Source organism: Streptomyces sp. NPDC057854 (genome assembly GCF_042797055.1).
Lineage (GTDB): Bacteria > Actinomycetota > Actinomycetes > Streptomycetales > Streptomycetaceae > Streptomyces.
The window spans coordinates 701,449-718,330 of the sequence record NZ_JBHVMF010000001.1 but is presented as its reverse complement, the minus strand read 5'-3'; the positions used below and the strand labels follow the sequence as shown (position 1 = coordinate 718,330).

The window sequence follows — 16,882 nt, the reverse complement described above, 5'->3', positions numbered from 1 at the left end:
CGCCCGCTCAGACCCGCAGGCGAGCAGCCGTCCGGCACGCGCGCGCGTGCCCGCTCGACCCGTCCGCGTGCCCCGGCACGCCCGCAGCCACCCAGGTGATGCCCCCATGCCTTCCCGGAACTCCGCGCCGTCCGCCGTCGCCGCCGACCCCGCCCCGCTCGACGTCGCCGCCGACCTCCTCGCCCTCCTCGGCGACACCCGCACCGAACCCCGCGCCGACGAGCAGCTGGCCGCGCTGACCCTCGCCGTCGCCGCCGACCTGCCCGTCCTCCTCTGGGGCGAGCCCGGCATCGGCAAGACCTCGGCCCTCACCCGGCTCGCCGAGGAGCTCGACCTGCCGCTCACCACCGTCATCGCCAGCGTCCACGAACCGACCGACTTCTCCGGGCTGCCCGTCCTGGGCGACGACCCGGCCGTCCGCGGGGTCGCGATGGCCCCGCCCGACTGGGCGGTCCGGCTCGTCCGCGAGGGCCGGGGCCTGCTCTTCCTCGACGAGCTGTCCACCGCCCCGCCCGCCGTCCAGGCGGCCCTCCTCCGGCTCGTCCTGGAACGCCGGGTCGGCGCCCTCACCCTCCCGCCCGGCGTGCGGATCGTGGCCGCCGCCAACCCGCGCGCCTCCGCCGCCGACGGCTGGGAGCTGAGCGCCCCGCTCGCCAACCGCTTCGTGCACCTGCGCTGGACCCACGACCACGACGTCGTCGTCCGGGGCCTCGGCGGCACCTGGCCGCGCGCCACCCTGCCCCGCCTCGACCCGCTGCGGCTCCCCGAGGCCGTCGACCACGCCCGCCGGGCGGTCTGCGGACTGCTCGGCGCGCGGCCCACCCTCGTCCACCGGCTGCCGGGGGAGGAGACCCGCAGGGGCGGCCCCTGGCCCTCGCCGCGCAGCTGGGACATGACCCTGCGGCTCCTCGCGTTCGCGACCGTCGCCGGCGTCTCCCGCGAGGTGCTGTCCGCCCTGGTGCGGGGCACCGTCGGCGACGGCCCCGGCTTCGAACTCCTCGCCTGGCTCGACCGGATGGACCTCCCCGACCCGGAGGACCTGCTCGCCGACCCGGACGCCGCCGTCCTGCCCGAGCGCGGCGACCGGCGCCAGGCCGCCCTCGAAGGCGTCGTCGCCGCCGTCCGCGAACGCCCCGCCCGTGACCGCTGGGACGCCGCCTGGGCCCTGCTCGCCCGCGCCGCCGAGACCGGCCCGCCGGACCTCGTCGTCGTCCCCGCCACCACCCTCGCCGCGCTCCGCCGCGACGACTGGGACGTGCCCGCCGCCATCGAACGGCTCGCCGGGGTGGCCGGCCTCTCGCACCGGGCGGTCGCGCCGGCGGCGGCGCGGAGCGGCCGGTGAGCGCCCCCGCCCCCGGAGCCGCGCCGGTCCCCGCCGGGCAGGCCCTCGACCACGACAAGCTGTACGCCGCCCGCCTCTACGCCGTCCGGGTCCGGCCCTACCTCGCCACCGCGCTCTTCGCCCTGCGGGTCGTCCCCACCCGGCACGTCCCCACCATGGGCGTCGACCGGCACTGGCGGATGTACGTGTCCCCGGCGTTCGTCGACCGGACCCCGGTGCGGGACCTCGCCGGCGTCTGGGTCCACGAGGTCGCCCACCTCCTCCGCGACCACCACGGCCGCGGCGACCGCCTCGCCCCCGACCTCGGCCCCGGCGCCGACGGCCCGGCCGAACGGCTCCGCATGAACATCGCCGGCGACTTCGAGATCAACGACGACGTCTACGACGCCGGGCCCGGCGCCCCCCTCCCGCGCCCGGCCGGCGCCCTCCACCCCGAGATGCTCGCACTGGCCCCCGGGCTGCTGATGGAGGACTACGTCCGTGCGGTCCGCATCACGCCCCGCACCGCCGACATGGCCTGGCTCGACTGCGGCAGCGGCGCCGACGGCCACCACCGGCCGTGGGAGCTCGGCCCCGACGGCGCCGACGCCCTCACCCCGCAGGAACGCGAAGCCGTCGTCTTCCGCGTCGCCCAGGGCATCGCGGGCCGGCCCGGCACCGCCCCCGCCGGGTGGCAGCGCTGGGCCGAAGAGGTCTGCCACCCGCCCCAGCCCTGGCGCGAACTCCTCGGCGGGGCCCTGCGCGCCGCCGTCTCCTCGGCCGGCACGGGCGGCGACTACACCTACCGCCGGCCGGCCCGGCGCGCCGCTTCCCTGCCGGGCGTCGTCCTCCCTGGCCTGCGCCGCACCCCGCCGCACGTCGCCGTCGTCATCGACACCTCCGGCTCGGTCTCCGACGCCGAACTCGGCAGCGCCCTCCTGGAGGTCGCCGCCCTCACCGACGCCCTCGGCGGCCGGCGCGACCTCGTCACCGTGATCGCCTGCGACGCCGCCGCCCACACCGCCCGCCGCCTCTGCGCCGAGGCCGAAGTGCCCCTCGTCGGAGGCGGCGGCACCGACCTCCGCGCCGGCTTCGCCCGTGCCCTCCGCCTCACCCCGCGCCCGGACGCCCTCGTCGTCCTCACCGACGGCCAGACCCCCTGGCCCGAGCACGCGCCCCCGTGCCGCACCGTCGTCGGCCTCTTCCCCCGGCATTCCGGCCCCGACGAGGACGACGCGTACCGCGACCACCTGCGCCGGCCGCCGGGTTGGGCGCGGGTGGTGGAGATCGGATGACCGGATGACCGGAAGGCAGGAGGGCAGGGGGGCAGGGGCGCGGAGTCGCGACCGGCGGGGTCCCTTCCGGCTCCGCGCGCGTAGCCTGAACGCATGAGGCAGGACGCCGATCCCGGGCTCTTCGGGCCCCGCTCCGTCACCTGGCAGCTGCACGGCGACCCGGTGATGTGGATCGCCGGGGTGCGGGCCCTCTACCTCCAGGCGCTGCACCCCGTCGCCGTCCGGGGCGTCATGATCAACAGCAGCTTCCGGGAGGACCCGTGGGGGCGGCTGATGCGGACGGCGAGCTTCGTCGGGACGCTCAGCTACGGCACCCGGGAGGCCGCCGAGGCGGCGGGCGCGCGGGTGCGGCGGATCCACCGGCTCCTCGGCGTCGACGACCCGGAACTGCTGCTGTGGGTGCACTGCGCCGAGATCGACTCGTACGTCTCCGTCGCCCGCCGCTCCGGGCTGCCGCTGACCGGCCGGACCGCCGACCGGTACGTGGACGAACAGCGCACCTCCGCGCGGCTCGTGGGGCTCGACCCGGCGACCGTCCCGGCCACCGAGGCCGCGCTCGCCGCGTACTTCGCGTCGGTCCGCGGCGAACTCGCCGCGGGCGAGGACGCGTTCGCCGTGCTCGACTTCCTCCGGAAGCCGCCCGTGCCGCCCGCCCTCGTCCCCGGCCGGGCGCTGGTGTGGGGACGGATCAGCTCCCTGGCGTACGACACCCTGCCGGACTGGGCCCACGAACTCTACGGCCGTCCCGTGCCGCCCGCCGCCACCGTCACCCGGCGCCTCGCCGCCACCGCGCGGCTGATGCGCCGCGTCCCCGCACGGCTCCGGTGGCGGCTGCCGCCCCGCCACATCCTGCGCGCCATGGACCGCCTCGGCCCGGACACCCGACCCGACCCGTACACACTGTCCGAGGCTGCGGCCATACTGGACGGGCCGGGGAGCGTGCACGAGGACGACGGGGGCGGCGGCACACGATGGGGGACATCAGGCTGATCCAGGGGCGCTACCGCCTGCACGAGGTCATCGGGCGCGGCGGCATGGGCGAGGTGTGGCGCTCCACCGACGAGGCACTGGGCCGCCGCGTCGCGGTCAAGTGCCTCAAACCGCTCGGCCCGCACCAGGACGCGGGCGTGCAGACCGTGGTGCGCGAGCGGTTCCGCCGCGAGGCGCGCGTCGCGGCGGCGCTCCAGCACCGGGGCATCACCGTCGTCCACGACTTCGGCGAGTACGAGGGCGTGCTCTTCCTCGTCATGGAGCTCCTGGAGGGCCAGAACCTCAGCCAGCTCCTCGCCGCCCACGCCCGCGCCCCGCTGCCGGTCCACGAGGTCGTCGACATCGCCGACCAGGTCGCCGACGCCCTGGAGTACACCCACCGCATGGGCATCGTGCACCGCGACCTCAAGCCCGCCAACATCATGCGGCTGCGCGACGGCACCGTGAAGATCTGCGACTTCGGGATAGCGCGCCTCGGCGCCGACATGGGCTTCACCTCCCGCCTCACCGGCACCGGCATCGCCATGGGCACCCCGCACTACATGTCCCCGGAGCAGATCGGCGGCGGCGAGATCGACCACCGCAGCGACCTGTACTCGCTGGGCTGCGTGCTGTACGAACTCGCCACTGGCGCCCCGCCGTTCGACCTCGACGACTCCTGGGCCGTGCTCGTCGGCCACCGGGACACCGTGCCGCGCCCGCCGCGCGCCCTGCGCTCCGAACTGCCCGACTACTTCGACCGGATCGTCGTCGACCTGCTCGCCAAGGTGCCCGACCAGCGCCCGCGCGACGCCTCCGACCTGCGCCGCCGGATCGTCGACGGCCGCACCGTCGGCGACGGCGGGCCCCTGGCGCCGCCGCTGCCGCCCCGCCCGCCGCAGCTCACCGACGGAGCGGGCGCCGGCACCGTCCCCGTACCGGAGGCGGGCCGCACGCCCGCCTGGGCGCGGGCCGTCACCGGCGGGCCCCGCCCCGCCGCGCCCGGCGCGCCCCGCGCCGCCGGCCACGACCCGGTCGCCGCCGTCCTCACCACGGAATGGACCACCGCGGGACCGGGCGCCCCCGGCATCGCCGACCCCGCCCGCCCCGCCGCCGCCATCACCGCCACGGACGCCACCCCCGAACTGCTCGCCGTCCTCGCCGCCCGCCACCGGGCCGGCCTCGGCCTCGGCCGGCTCGGCCGCTGGACCGAGGCGGAGCAGCTGCACCGCTCCGTCGCGGGCGACCGGACCCGGGTGCTGGGCCCCGACCACCCCGACACCCTGGCCAGCGCCTACGAACTCGCCTTCGCGCTGGGCCGGCTCGGCCGCAAGGACGAGGCGCTGGAGGCGTTCGAGCGCGTCGCCGACGCCCGTACCCGCGTCCTCGGCCCCGACCACCCCGACACGCTGGCCGCCCGCCAGGAACGGGCCTACGTCCTCGGCCGCCTCGGCCGGCACGCGGAGGCCCACGCGGTCTACGCCGACGTCCTGGCCGTCCGGGAGCGCACCACCGGCCCCGACCACCCCGACACCCTGCGCTGCCGGCACAACCTCGCGTACACCCTCGCCCGGCTCGGGCGCCTGGAGGAGTCGTACCGCACCGCCCTCGCCGTCGCCGACACCCGCACCCGGCTGCTCGGCCCCGACCACCCCGACACCCTGGTCACCCGGCACGAACTCGCCCACACCCTGAGCCGGCTGGGCCGCGCCGAGGAAGCCCTCGACCAGTACCGCGCGGTCGCCGAGGGCCGCGCCTCCTCGCTCGGCCCCGACCACCCCGACACGCTCGCCGCCCGCTACGAGACCAGCGCCTGCCTGGGCCGGCTCGGCCGGGACGCCGACGCCCTCGCCGTCTGCCGCGACCTGGTCGCCGTCCGCACCCGCACCCAGGGCGCCGACGCCCCCGAGACGCTGCGCGTCCGGCACGCCCTCGCCGTCCACCTCGCCCGGCTCGGCCGCTGGCAGGAGGCCCTGGACACCGCCCAGTCCGTGCACGCCGCCCGCCGGCGGGTCCTCGGCGCGGACCACCCCGACACCCTCCGCAGCCGCCGCGAGGCCGCCGTCTGCCTCGGCCGGCTCGGCCGCTGGGACGAGGCCCTCGCCCCGCTGCGGTCGCTCGCCGAGGCGCGGGGCCGGACGCTGGGCCCCCTGCACCCGGACACGCTCGCCGCCCTCGCCGACCTCACCCACTGCCTGGACCGGCTCGGCAGGCACACCGAGGCCGACGCCGTCCGCCGCGGCACCGCGCCCGCCGCCGACGCCCGCGGCTCCGCCTGACCGCCGCCGCCGGGCACGCCCTGAGCGAGCCCGGCGCCCCGCGAGCCGGTCCGGCGCCCTGAAGTCGCCCCCGACCGCGCTGATTTAATGACCATGTGATCGACGACTCTCCCGGTGCCCCCCTCGGCGACCCCGCCTTCGCGCCCCGCACGCTCCTCACCGGGCCGGACGCCGGCCCCGCCGGGACCGACGTCGACCTGTGGCAGCTCCGGGTGAACGACCTCGCCGAGGACGACCTCGACCCCTCCGAACTCGACGCCGAGGAACGCGTCCGGCTCGCCAACCCCCTCCGGGTCGCGGACCGGCTCCGGTACGGCGTCGCCCACATCGCCCTGCGCCGCCTGCTCGCCCCGCGCCTCGGCGTCGCGCCGGCCGACGTCGCGTACCGCAGGGAACCCTGCCCCGGCTGCGCCGGCCTCCACGGCCGGCCGGCCGTCGACGGGCCGCCCGGCGCCCCGCACTTCTCCCTCTCGCACAGCGGCGACGTCGTCCTCATCGGCATCGCCGCCCGCACCGTCGGCGTCGACGTCGAGACCTTCCCCCAGGCCACCACCGTCCGCGAGGTGACCCCCGCCCTCCACCCGCGCGAACGCGCCGAGATCGCCGACGCCGGGCACGCGCCCGAGGCCTTCGCCCGCGTCTGGAGCCGCAAGGAGGCGTACCTCAAGGGCCTCGGCATCGGCATGGCCCGGTCCCTCGCCAAGGACTACCTCGGCGAGCGCGACCCCGCCGCCCTCCCCGCCGGCTGGTCCGTGCGCGGCGTGCCCACCGCGGGCGGACACGCGGCGGCCGTCGCCGTGGAGGGCCCGCTGGGACGCGTCCGTACGAGTTGGCTTCCCGCCGCCTTCGTCACCGCCGCGCACTCCGCGGGGCCCGCCTGAACAGGGGCGACGCCCCGGCGTGAAGCTGAACTGCGAGCGCGCTTAAGAAAACCTCGATGGACCCGGAGCCCCCGGTACGGAAGATTCCTCCCCGAGGATCTTGGGCACGCGCGCGTGCCCTGACCCGTACATCACAGGACACGCACGTCGGGAGCCGTGGCATTGAAGGCATTGGTCAAGCTGAAGGCGGAGCCGGGACTCTGGCTCACGGACGTGCCCGAGCCGGAGACCGGCCCCGGGGACGTACTGATCAAGGTCAAGCGGACCGGCATCTGCGGCACCGACCTGCACATCCGCGCCTGGGACGGCTGGGCGCAGAAGACCATCGGCACCCCGATGACCATCGGCCACGAGTTCGTCGGCGAGGTCGTCTCCGTCGGGCGTGACGTCGCCGACATCGCCGTCGGCGACCTCGTCAGCGGTGAGGGCCACCTCGTCTGCGGCAAGTGCCGCAACTGCCTCGCCGGCCGCCGCCACCTCTGCCGCGCCACCGTCGGCCTCGGTGTCGGCCGCGACGGCGCCTTCGCCGAGTACGTGGCGCTGCCCGCCTCCAACGTGTGGGTGCACCGCGTCCCCGTCGACCTCGACGTCGCCGCGATCTTCGACCCGTTCGGCAACGCCGTCCACACCGCCCTGTCCTTCCCGCTCGTCGGCGAGGACGTGCTCGTCACCGGCGCCGGCCCGATCGGCATCATGGCCGCCGCCGTCGCCAAGCACGCCGGCGCCCGCAACGTCATGATCACCGACGTCAGCGAGGAGCGCCTGGACCTGGCCCGCAAGACCGGCGTCTCGCTCGCGCTCAATGTCGGCGAGCAGACCATCGCCGACGGCCAGCGCACCCTCGGTCTGAAGGAGGGCTTCGACGTCGGCCTGGAGATGTCGGGCAACCCGCACGCCATGCGCGACATGATCGCCAACATGACCCACGGCGGGAAGATCGCCATGCTCGGCCTGCCGAGCGAGGACTTCGCCGTCGACTGGGCGAAGATCGTCACCTCCATGATCACGATCAAGGGCATCTACGGCCGCGAGATGTTCGAGACCTGGTACGCCATGTCGGTCCTCCTGGAGGGCGGGCTCGACCTGTCCCCGGTCATCACGGGCCGGTACGACCACACCGACTACGAGGCCGCCTTCGACGACGCGGCCTCCGGCAAGAGCGGCAAGATCATCCTCGACTGGACTGCGGGAGCCTGACCCATGTTCGATTCCGTACGCGACGACATCCGCGCCACCCTGGACGAGATCCGGGCGGCCGGCCTGCACAAGCCCGAGCGGGTCATCGGCACCCCCCAGTCCGCGACCGTCGCGGTCACGGCCGGAGGCCGCCCCGGCGAGGTGCTGAACTTCTGCGCCAACAACTACCTCGGCCTCGCCGACCACCCCGAGGTCGTCGCCGCCGCCCACGAGGCGCTGGACCGCTGGGGCTACGGCATGGCCTCGGTCCGCTTCATCTGCGGCACGCAGGAGGTGCACAAGGAACTGGAGGCGCGGATCTCCGCCTTCCTCGGCCAGGAGGACACGATCCTCTACTCCTCGTGCTTCGACGCCAACGGCGGCGTCTTCGAGACCCTGCTCGGGCCCGAGGACGCGGTCATCTCCGACGCCCTCAACCACGCGTCCATCATCGACGGCATCCGCCTCTCCAAGGCCCGTCGCTTCCGCTACGCCAACCGCGACATGGCCGACCTGGAGCAGCAGCTCAAGCAGGCCGTCGAGGGCGGCGCCCGGCGCAAGCTGATCGTCACCGACGGCGTCTTCTCCATGGACGGCTACGTCGCCCCGCTCGACGAGATCTGCGACCTGGCCGAGCAGTACGACGCCATGGTCATGGTCGACGACTCGCACGCCGTCGGCTTCGTCGGCCCCGGCGGCCGCGGCACCCCCGAGCTGCACGGCGTCATGGACCGCGTCGACATCATCACCGGCACCCTCGGCAAGGCCCTCGGCGGCGCCTCCGGCGGCTACGTCGCCGCGCGCGCCGAGATCGTCGCCCTGCTGCGCCAGCGCTCCCGCCCGTACCTCTTCTCCAACACCCTCGCCCCGGTCATCGCCGCCGCCTCCCTCAAGGTCCTCGACCTGCTGGAGTCCGCCGGCGACCTGCGCGACAAGCTCCACGCCAACACGGAGCTGTTCCGCCGCCGCATGACCGAGGAGGGCTTCGACATCCTCCCCGGCGACCACGCCATCGCGCCCGTCATGATCGGCGACGCGGCCGAGGCCGGGAAGATGGCCGAGCTGCTGCTGGAGCGCGGCGTGTACGTGATCGGCTTCTCGTACCCGGTCGTCCCGCAGGGCCAGGCCCGCATCCGCGTCCAGCTCTCGGCCGCCCACTCCACGGAGGACGTGAACCGCGCGGTGGACGCCTTCGTGGCGGCCCGGGCGGAACTCCGCGGCTGACCCTCCGGGCCGGGGCTCCCGGAGCCCGGGCCCGCCTGCCGCACCGGGGGGCCCGGGTCCCGTCTCCCCGGCCGCGGGCGCGAGTCCCGTCCGCGGCCTGGGAGACTGGGCGCATGATCGAAGCACGGCGGTTGCACATCCTCCGCGCAGTGGCCGACCACCGCACGGTCACGGCGGCGGCCGCCGCGCTGTACCTCACCCCCTCCGCCGTCTCCCAGCAGCTCGCCGCGCTGGAGCAGGAGACCGGCCACCGGCTCGTCGACCGCGGCGCCCGGGGCGTCCGGCTCACGCCGGCCGGCGAGATCCTGCTGAGCCACGCCAACGCCGTGCTGGCCGAGCTGGAGCGGGCGGAGGCGGCGCTCGCCGCGTACGGTTCCGGCGAGGCGGGCACCGTCACGGTCGCCGCGTTCGCCACCGGCATCGGCCTCGTCGTCGCCCCGGCCATCGCCGGTCTCGCGGCCGGCGCCCCCGGCATCCGGGTCCGGGTGCGGGACGCCGAGGGCGACGAGAGCCTGCTGATGGTGCTGGACCGGCAGGTGGACGTGGCCGTGGCCGTCGAGTACCGGGGCGCGCCCGGCGAGGACGACGACCGGCTCACGCGGGTGCCGCTCTACGCGGAGCCCTTCGACGTGGTGCTCCCGCCCGGCCACGCGCTCGCCGGCATCGACGGCGTCGCGCTCGCCGACCTGTCCCGGGACGCCTGGATCGGCCAGTCGGCGGGCAACCCGTGCCACGACGTGACGGTCCTGGCCTGCGAGTACGCCGGTTTCGCGCCCCGCTTCGAGCACGTCTCGGACGACTTCCGGGCCGTCGTCGCACTCGTCGCCGCCGGAGCGGGCGCCGCGCTCGTGCCCCGCTCGGCGCTGCGCGGCATGGACCTCACGGACGTCGTGGTGCGGTCCGTCGACGGCGTCGCGCCGACCCGGCGCGTCTTCGCGGCCGTCCGCCGCGGCGCCGAGGACCACCCCCTCATCCAGCCCGTGCTCACCGCCCTCCGCGCCGCCGCGACCCCCGGCCCGGGCGTGCCGTAGCCGTCGCTCGTGACGCGTTCCTCAGTCCGCCGAGCGGTGCCAGCCGTCCGCGTCGACGCGGGCCGCGTCGGCCGGGCGGGACTCGTCGAAGAGGGGCCGGCCGGTCGCGTCGAGGACGCGCAGGGCGGTGACGTAGACGCCGCGCCCGACGGCGGCGGAGGCGGTGGCGTACCGGAAGCGGACGCGCGGGCCGGGGGCCGGGGGGAGGGCGGCGGTGAGGCGGTGCCAGCGGCGGCCGGACCAGCCGGTGGCGGTGCCGTCCGGGTGCGGGACCGGGTCGCCCGGCCCCTCGGCGGGGGCGGTGGCGAAGGGGAGCGGGTGCCATCCGGCCGGGGTGCCGGTGGTCGTCTCCAGGGTGAGGCGGTCGGTGCCCGGGGCGGTGTCCCACCAGAGGAGGCAGCTGAGGCGGGCCGCGCCGGGCGGCACCGGGGGGAGGGTGAGCGTGGCGCCGCCGGGGGCCGCCATGCCGGAGAACCAGGCCGTGGGCCCGGTGCCGGCCGGCGGGCGGACCGGGACGGCGCGGGCGAGGCGCCGCGCCGCCGCCACCCGCGGGGCCGAGCCCGAGCGCCAGGTGCGGACGGGGTGGACGGCATTGGCGAGCAGGATCAGGAACGTGTCGCTGTCGGGGTCGATGACCAGGCTGGTGCCGGTGAAACCGGTGTGGCCGGCGGTGCGGGGCCCGGACAGGGCGCCCATGTACCAGCGCTGGTCCAGTTCGAAGCCGAGGCCGTGCGCGTGGCCGGGGAAGTCCTGGTTGACGTCGGTGAGGAGGAGGCCGACGGAGGCAGGGGAGAGGACGCGGACGGAGCCGTACGCGCCGCCGTCGAGGAGCGTGCGGGCGAGGACCGCGAGGTCGCGGGCGCAGGAGAAGACGCCGGCGTGGCCGGCGACGCCGCCCATCGCGTACGCGTTCTCGTCGTGCACCTCGCCCCGGACCATGCCCCGGTCGAGCCGGGCCCACGGCCGGCGGGCGTCCTCCGTGGCGGCCGTCTCCGCCCGCCACGAGAGCGGCGGGACGAAACGCGTGCGGTGCATCCCGAGCGGAGCGGTGATCTCGTCGTGGAGCAGCCTCTCCAGACCGTGACCGGTGATCCGTTCCAGGAGCAGGTGCAGCGCGATCAGATTGAGGTCCGAGTAGCGGTAGGCCGTGCCCGGCGGGTCCAGCGGCGCCTCCTCCCACAGCATCCGCAGCCGCCCCTGCCGGTCCGGCGCCTCGTACAGCGGCAGCTCCGCCCGCAGCCCCGAGGTGTGGGCGAGCAGCTGCCGTACCGTGATCCGTTCCTTCCCCGCCCGGCCGAACTCCGGCAGGTACGCGGCGACCCGCTCCCCGAGCTCCAGCGTGCCCCGCTCCACCTGCCGCACCGCCAGCAGCGCGGTGAACAGTTTGGTGAGGGAGGCGAGGTCGAAGACGGTGTCCGGGGTCATCGGGACCCGCTCCGCCGGCGCGAGCTCGACGCCGGTGTCGCTCCTCTCGTCGTACGCGGCCCAGCGCGCCGCCCAGCCGACCGCCCGGTGCAGCGCCACCGTGCGGCCCCGCCCGGCGAGCAGCACCGCCCCCGCGCACCACGGCCGCACCGGCGAGGGCCCCAGGAAGGCCCGTACGTCCTCGACCATGCCCTCCAGTTCCCGCTCCAGCAGCCCGGCCTCCGCCGCCGTGCCCCACCGCAGGACGCCCCCCGGCCGCCCGCGCCCCGCCTCGCCCATCCGGCCGCCTCCGTACCCCTGACCACGGCCACGCGCGGGCCCGTACCCCTCCACCCTCCCGCACCCGGCCCCTCCCGGCCCGCACCGACTCCCGCACCGCCCCTCCCCGCACCGGCCCGGCGGACGCGCGACCAGAAATCTGACGCTGCATCAGAAAACCTCTTCCCTCCCCCGACCGGCTGCGGCATCCTGCGCCCATGGAGACGGAGCTGAGTCGCACACTGGGGATCGAGCACGCCATCTTCGGATTCACGCCCTTCCCCGCGGTCGCCGCCGCCCTCAGCCGGGCCGGCTGCTTCGGCGTCCTGGGCGCGGTGCGGTACACCGCCCCGGACGACCTCGCCCGCGACCTCGACTGGATGCAGAAGCACACCGGCGGACGGCCCTACGGGCTCGACGTCGTGATGCCCGCGAAGAAGGTCGAGGGCGTCACCGAGGCCGACGTCGAGGCCATGATCCCCGCCGGGCACCGGGAGTACGTCCGGTCCGTCCTCGCCCGGCACGGCGTGCCGGAACTCGCCGACGGCGAGGCGTCGGGCTGGCGGATCACCGGCTGGATGGAGGAGGTCGCCCGCAGCCAGCTCGACGTGGCCTTCGGCTATCCCGTCAAGCTGCTCGCCAACGCCCTCGGTTCGCCGCCGCCGGACGTCGTCGCCCGCGCGCACGAGCACGGCGTGCTCGTCGCCGCCCTCGCCGGCAGCGCCCGGCACGCCCGCCGCCACGCCGAGGCCGGCATCGACATCGTCGTCGCCCAGGGGTACGAGGCCGGCGGCCACACCGGCGAGATCGCCTCCATGGTGCTCACCCCCGAGGTCGTGGACGCCGTCGACCCGCTGCCCGTGCTCGCCGCCGGCGGCATCGGCAGCGGCGAGCAGATCGCCGCCGGCCTGGCGCTCGGCGCCCAGGGCGTGTGGCTCGGCTCGATCTGGCTCACCACCACCGAGGCCGAACTCCACTCGCGCGCCCTCACCGCGAAGCTCCTCGCCGCCGGCTCCGGCGACACCGTCCGCTCCCGCGCGCTCACCGGCAAGCCGGCCCGCCAGCTCCGCACCGAGTGGACCGACGCCTGGGACGACCCGGCCGGGCCCGGCCCGCTGCCCATGCCGCTCCAGGGGCTGCTGGTCGCGGAGGCCGTCTCGCGGATCCAGAAGTACGAGATCGACCCGCTGCTCGGCACGCCCGTCGGGCAGATCGTCGGCCGGATGACCTCCGAACGCGGCGTCCAGCAGGTCGTCGACGAGCTGACCCGCGGCTTCGAGAAGGCCGTCGACCGGATCAACCGGATCGCCGGAAGGAGCGGATCGTGAACGGCACGCCCCCCAACGGCTTCTGGGCGCAGGCCGCCGCCGACCCCGACCGCACGGTGCTCGTCGCGCCCGACGGCGAGGAGTGGTCCGCGGGCCGGCTGCTGGCCGCCGCGAACCGCCTCGTCCACGGCCTGCGCGCGGCCGGCCTGGAGCGCGGCGACGCCTTCGCCGTCGTCCTCCCCAACGGCGCCGAGTTCTTCACCGCCCATCTCGCCGCCACCCAGGCCGGCTTCTACCTCGTCCCGGTCAACCACCACTTCGTGGGCGCCGAGATCGCCTGGATCGTCGCCGACTCCGGCGCCAAGGTGCTCCTCGCGCACGAGCGCTTCGCCGAGGCGGCCGTCGCCGCCGCCGACGGAGCGGGCCTCCCGCCGAGCCACCGGCACGCGGTCGGCGCGGTGCCCGGCTTCCGCCCGTACGCCGAACTCCTCGACGGCCGGCCGGAGTCGGCGCCCGCCGACCGGACCCTCGGCTGGGTCATGAACTACACCTCGGGCACCACGGGCCGACCCCGGGGCATCCGCCGCCCGCTGCCCGGCCGGCTCCCCGAGGAGTCCCACCTCGGCGGCTTCCTCGGCATCTTCGGCATCCGGCCGTTCGACGGGAACACGCACCTGGTCTGCTCGCCGCTCTACCACACGGCCGTCCTCCAGTTCGCCGCCGCGGCCCTGCACATCGGACATCCGCTGGTCGTCATGGACAAGTGGGCGCCGGAGGAGATGCTGCGGCTGATCGACACGTACGCCTGCACCCACACCCACATGGTCCCCACCCAGTTCCACCGGCTCCTCGCCCTCCCCGAGGAGGTCCGCGCCCGCTACGACGTCTCCTCGATGCGGCACGCCCTCCACGGCGCCGCGCCCTGCCCCGAACACGTCAAGCGGGCGATGATCGCCTGGTGGGGCGGGTGCGTGGAGGAGTACTACGCGGCCAGCGAGGGCGGCGGCGCGTTCGCCACCGCCGAGGAGTGGCTGAAGCGGCCCGGCACCGTGGGCCGCGCCTGGCCGATCAGCGAGCTCGCCGTCCTCGACGACGACGGCAACCGCCTCCCGCCCGGCGAGCTCGGCACCGTCTACCTGAAGATGAACACCGGCGGATTCCAGTACCACAAGGACGAGGCGAAGACGGCGAGGAGCCGCGTCGGCGACTTCTTCACCGTCGGCGACCTCGGCTACCTCGACGAGGACGGGTACCTCTACCTCCGCGACCGCAAGATCGACATGATCATCTCCGGCGGCGTCAACATCTACCCCGCCGAGATCGAGGCCGCGCTCCTCGCCCACCCCGCCGTCGCCGACGCCGCCGCCTTCGGGGTGCCGCACGCCGACTGGGGCGAGGAGGTGAAGGCGGTCGTCGAGACCGCCGAGGGGTACGCGGAGGGGCCGGAGCTCGCCGCGGAGATCCTGGCCCACTGCGCCGGGCACCTGGCCGGATTCAAGCGCCCGAAGTCCCTCGACTTCATCCCGGCCATGCCCCGCGACCCGAACGGCAAGCTCTACAAGCGCCGCCTGCGCGACCCGTACTGGGAGGGGCACGAGCGCCCGCTCTGAGCGGGCGGAGAAGAGGGGAGAGGGGGTCGGCGCACCGTAGCCGGACCGCCACCGTACGCGACCGGCCCGGGCTCCGACAGGAGCACCGGGCCGGATCCGGTTTCGGACGGGCCGGAGCGGCAAGTCGCGGGACATGACGAGCCCCGGCGGAGGCGCTCCCGGTGACCGGCGGCCCCGGCGGGCCGCGGGCCACGGCCGGGGACTCGGTGGCGCGCCCCCGCGCCCGCGATCCCCGCACCCCCTCGTCCCAGGAAGACGGAAGCCATGAGCACCACCCCGAGCAACCCCGACCCCACCCCCTGGCGTGCCCCCGACGGAACCCGGGGCGGCGACCCCCGCGGCGACCCCGCCGCCGGCGGCGGCGTCAGCCCGGGCGAGACGCCCCCGGCGGAATCGGGCACAGGCACGGCGACCGGACCGTACCGCCCACTGAGCCGCGGCTGGACGAAGGGCCCCATGGTGGCGCTGTGGGTGGTCGTCGTCCTGGTCGCCCTCTTCTTCCTCGTGTACGCGATCGTCCTCGCGACCGACTGACGCGCGCGCCACGAGCCGGGCGACCCACGGCCGGCGCACCGATCCCCGTCCGACGCACCGACCCGACCGAACAACCGACTCGCGACCGTCCCGCACCGACGCACGACGGATCACGAGACCACGAAAGGAGCCGCGATGTCCCCCGCCGACCAGCCGGCCACGCCCGGTGAGGGCGAAGGCCGCGCCGACGACGTCTACCAGCCCACCCACTCGGACGCCGACAACCGACCCTCCGGCGAGCTCGACCCGGACAACGCGCTCGGCACCGACCCCGTCGACGACATGACCGTCCCCGGCTACTCCCCGCCCGAACGCCCCCGCGCCGTCACCGGCCACGGCACCACGCAGCGCGAGCAGCGGGAGGGCGAGTCGCTGGACGAGCGCCTCCGCCAGGAGGTGCCGGACGAGCCGGAGGTGCCGCCGGCCGCCGACGACGGCATCGGCGACCTGCCCGAGGGCGAGGGCGAGCCCGTGGACGCGGAGGCCGGCGCGACCCGCGCGGGCCGTCTGGTGCCGGAGGCCGCGCGGGGCGGGCACATGGACCGGGCGGTCGCCCGCGACGTCGGCCGCGACGACGGCACCGCCCCGGCGGAGGAGGCCGCGATGCACGTGGACACGGCGGTGGACGGCGCCGAGGACGACGGGTCCGGCGGCACCTGAGCGCTCACGCGGTGGGCGCCTGGCGGGTGAGGACCGGCAGCAGCCGGGCCTCCTCGTAGGCGAAGTGCTCCTCCAGATCGGCGGCGATCCGGTCGAGTTCCGCGCGCAGGACCTCCGGCGCCGGGCCGGACGTGAGCAGGGCCTCCAGCTCGGTGAGGGCGCGGGCGACCCGGCGGTGCTCCGCGCGCATGCGGTCCAGGTCCTCGGTGAGTTCCGGGAACTGTTCCTGGAAGAGGTCGAAGACGCCGTCCTCGCTGGTGTGATGGGTGTGCAGGGCCCCGCAGAAGGCGAGGCAGTGGCGCGCCAGCCCGTCGGGGAGGCGCTGCCCGGCGTCGAGCGGACCGCTCCGCAGCGCCGCCAGTTCGGCGCGCAGTTCGTCGTGCACCTTCACGAGGTGCGCGGCGATCGCCGCGTGCCGGGACGGGTCCGCGATCCCGGCGACCCGGCGCAGGACGACGACCGGGATCGTCCGCGCGGTGCCCGCCTGGTAGGCGGCGAACGCCGGGTCGCGGCGGGCCTGTTCGGCGTAGAGCCGGTCGCGCTCGGCGCCCTCGGCCGGCACGGCCTCCGCCTCGAAGCGGTCGATCGTCCCCTCCGGCGTGCCGATCTCGACCAGCACGCGCGGGGCGGCGCGCACGTTGTGGTACCAGGCGGGGTGGCGGTCCGCGCCGCCGTTCGACGCGAACACCAGCAGCCGCGCCCCGTCCCGTACGTACACCACGGGCGTCGTGTGGTCCCGCCCGCTGCGGGCACCCCGGGTGGTGAGCAGGAGCAGGTCCGCGCCCTCGAACATGCCGCCCACGCGGCCTCCGTGGGCCCGGAACTCCTCGATGACCTGCTGGTTGAACGCGGACATGGCGGAGCCCTCCGGTAGCATCGATCACGACAGATCTATTTGCTTTGAAAGCAAAGCTAAATCGGAGGGTCCAGGGTGTCAACCGACCGCGGGGC

The 16,882-nt window shown here is 76.0% G+C and carries 14 protein-coding genes; 12 read left to right on the top strand and 2 right to left on the bottom strand.

The features are described from left to right. The first annotated feature begins 106 nt into the window (after positions 1–106). The 8 genes from ACFVQZ_RS03485 to ACFVQZ_RS03450 all read left to right on the top strand — a co-directional run bounded on the left by ACFVQZ_RS03485 (position 107) and on the right by ACFVQZ_RS03450 (position 10,176). Entirely contained in the window at positions 107–1,342 is a 1,236-nt protein-coding gene (locus tag ACFVQZ_RS03485) for an AAA family ATPase (RefSeq protein ID WP_383619313.1), read from the top strand. Next, a complete protein-coding gene (locus tag ACFVQZ_RS03480; protein ID WP_383619311.1) occupies positions 1,339–2,616 on the top strand; it encodes a VWA-like domain-containing protein in 1,278 nt (425 codons plus the stop codon). The genes ACFVQZ_RS03485 and ACFVQZ_RS03480 overlap by 4 nt, the downstream gene beginning before the upstream one ends. A 93-nt stretch (positions 2,617–2,709) precedes the next feature. Next, a complete protein-coding gene (locus ACFVQZ_RS03475) occupies positions 2,710–3,606 on the top strand; it encodes an oxygenase MpaB family protein (protein ID WP_383619309.1) in 897 nt (298 codons plus the stop codon). Continuing rightward, entirely contained in the window at positions 3,588–5,864 is a 2,277-nt protein-coding gene (locus ACFVQZ_RS03470; RefSeq protein ID WP_383619307.1) for a tetratricopeptide repeat protein, read from the top strand. The genes ACFVQZ_RS03475 and ACFVQZ_RS03470 overlap by 19 nt, the downstream gene beginning before the upstream one ends. 95 nt (positions 5,865–5,959) lie before the next feature. Beyond that, positions 5,960–6,745: a 4'-phosphopantetheinyl transferase family protein gene (locus tag ACFVQZ_RS03465; protein WP_383619305.1), complete on the top strand. Its 786-nt coding sequence runs from the start codon at positions 5,960–5,962 to the stop codon at positions 6,743–6,745. Between the two features lie 162 nt (positions 6,746–6,907). After that, positions 6,908–7,942, top strand: a complete 1,035-nt coding sequence (gene tdh / locus ACFVQZ_RS03460) for an L-threonine 3-dehydrogenase (RefSeq protein WP_030495011.1) — start codon at positions 6,908–6,910, stop codon at positions 7,940–7,942. Between the two features lie 3 nt (positions 7,943–7,945). Then, positions 7,946–9,145, top strand: coding sequence for a glycine C-acetyltransferase (locus tag ACFVQZ_RS03455; RefSeq protein WP_030495010.1), 1,200 nt, complete (start codon positions 7,946–7,948; stop codon positions 9,143–9,145). A 113-nt stretch (positions 9,146–9,258) separates the two neighbouring features. Beyond that, positions 9,259–10,176, top strand: a complete 918-nt coding sequence (locus tag ACFVQZ_RS03450) for a LysR family transcriptional regulator (protein ID WP_030495009.1) — start codon at positions 9,259–9,261, stop codon at positions 10,174–10,176. A gap of 21 nt (positions 10,177–10,197) precedes the next feature. On the opposite strand, the gene ACFVQZ_RS03445 is transcribed toward ACFVQZ_RS03450, so the two are convergent. Next, positions 10,198–11,880, bottom strand: a complete 1,683-nt coding sequence (locus tag ACFVQZ_RS03445) for a serine hydrolase domain-containing protein (RefSeq protein ID WP_081959070.1) — start codon at positions 11,878–11,880, stop codon at positions 10,198–10,200. 197 nt (positions 11,881–12,077) lie between these two features. On the opposite strand from ACFVQZ_RS03445, the gene ACFVQZ_RS03440 reads away from it, so the two are divergent. From ACFVQZ_RS03440 to ACFVQZ_RS03425, 4 genes are all read left to right on the top strand, one after another. Continuing rightward, positions 12,078–13,187 (top strand): nitronate monooxygenase family protein, encoded by a 1,110-nt coding sequence (locus ACFVQZ_RS03440; protein WP_030495007.1) that lies wholly within the window; start codon positions 12,078–12,080, stop codon positions 13,185–13,187. Continuing rightward, positions 13,184–14,737, top strand: a complete 1,554-nt coding sequence (locus ACFVQZ_RS03435; protein WP_383619302.1) for an acyl-CoA synthetase — start codon at positions 13,184–13,186, stop codon at positions 14,735–14,737. Before ACFVQZ_RS03440 ends, ACFVQZ_RS03435 begins: the two co-directional genes overlap by 4 nt. A 264-nt stretch (positions 14,738–15,001) precedes the next feature. Further along, positions 15,002–15,271: a DUF6480 family protein gene (locus tag ACFVQZ_RS03430; RefSeq protein WP_030495005.1), complete on the top strand. Its 270-nt coding sequence runs from the start codon at positions 15,002–15,004 to the stop codon at positions 15,269–15,271. A 135-nt stretch (positions 15,272–15,406) separates the two neighbouring features. Continuing rightward, positions 15,407–15,931: a DUF5709 domain-containing protein gene (locus ACFVQZ_RS03425; RefSeq protein WP_383619300.1), complete on the top strand. Its 525-nt coding sequence runs from the start codon at positions 15,407–15,409 to the stop codon at positions 15,929–15,931. 4 nt (positions 15,932–15,935) lie between these two features. Here the strand turns inward: ACFVQZ_RS03425 and ACFVQZ_RS03420 are convergent, their stop codons facing one another. Continuing rightward, the gene (locus tag ACFVQZ_RS03420; protein ID WP_383619298.1) at positions 15,936–16,787 is read right to left on the bottom strand and encodes a nitroreductase/quinone reductase family protein; all 852 of its coding nucleotides are present in this window, start codon (positions 16,785–16,787) and stop codon (positions 15,936–15,938) included. Between the last annotated feature and the right edge of the window lie 95 nt (positions 16,788–16,882).